General features: G+C 68.0%; 2 protein-coding genes. Both read right to left on the reverse strand.

The genetic code is table 11. The features are described from left to right. Positions 1-359 (reverse strand): class I SAM-dependent methyltransferase (locus tag AC04L7_RS18985; protein ID WP_475513743.1); only part of this gene is annotated, 359 nt, incomplete at its 3' end. Between the two features lie 11 nt (positions 360-370). Beyond that, positions 371-1,258, reverse strand: an 888-nt coding sequence (dusB, locus tag AC04L7_RS18990; RefSeq protein WP_475513744.1) for a tRNA dihydrouridine synthase DusB, incomplete at its 5' end; no start/stop codon positions are given.

Raw genomic sequence — 1,258 nt, forward strand, 5'->3', positions numbered from 1 at the left:
ATCCAGCACAGGAAGGCGGCATCGAATTCGCGCGCGCCGTAGGGCAGGCGGCTGGCGTCGGCCTGCTGCAGCGTGTAACGGTCGCGGCACCAGGGCATCGTGGCGAGGTTCTGCTTCGCCGCCGCCAACTGCACCTCGTTGAGGTCCACGCAGGTGACGTGCACGTCCGGGAACCGGCGCAGCAGGATTTCGGTCTGCGCCCCGACGCCGCTGCCGACCTCGAGCAGCCGGCGCGCGCCGGTGTAGTCGATGTGGTTGAAGAGCGTGCTTTCCAGCAGCCGGGCCTGCTTCATCAGGCGGGCCTGCTCCACCGATGAGAATCCGTGGAGATAGGTGGGGCTTTCGGTCATCTCGGACATGGCGGGGTTCCTCAGGCGGCGGCGGGCAGGTCCGGCACGGCACCGGCGATGAGTGCATCGAAATAGTCGCGCGTCAGCCGTACCTGTTCGTCCGCGCTCTCGGCACGATTGACCACGGCACGGAAGGCGATGTTCTCCGGGCGATCCTTCGCATACCAGCCCAGGTGCTTGCGGGCGATGCGAACGCCCTGCGGCTCACCATAGAAGCCATGCAAGGCTTCCAGGTGGCCGAGCAGGATGTCGCGGACTTCCTGCAGGGACGGCGGCGGCAGGCGTTCGCCGGTGGCCAGGTAGTGCGCGACCTCGCGGAAGAGCCAGGGACGGCCCTGCGCAGCGCGGCCGATCATCACCGCATCGGCCCCCGTCGTCGCCAGCACGTGCGCTGCCTTTTCCGGCGAATCGATGTCGCCGTTGGCCACGACCGGAATGCGCAGTGCCGCCTTGATCGCGGCGATGGTGTCGTACTCGGCGGTGCCGGTGTAGTGCTGGTCGCGCGTGCGGCCGTGGACGGCCAGCGAGGCGATGCCGCTGGCTTCGGCGATGCGCGCGATGACGGGTCCGTTGCGATGGTCGCAATCCCAGCCGGTGCGGATCTTCAGGGTGACGGGAACGTCGACCGCCTTCACGACGGCTTCCAGGATGCGGCCCACCAGCGCCTCGTCGCGCATCAGCGCCGAGCCGGCCCAGGCATTGCACACCTTCTTGGCCGGGCAGCCCATGTTGATGTCGATGATCTGCGCACCGTGGTCGGCATTGTGGCGCGCGGCATGGGCGAGCTGCTCGGGTTCGGTGCCGGCGATCTGCACGCTGACCGGGCTGGGTTCACCGTCGTGGTCCATCCGGTGCAGCGATTTGTTCGTGTTCCAGAACCGCGGGTCGCTGATGGTCATCTCCGACAC

The organism is Pseudoxanthomonas sp. LjRoot204_2, assembly GCF_056175765.1.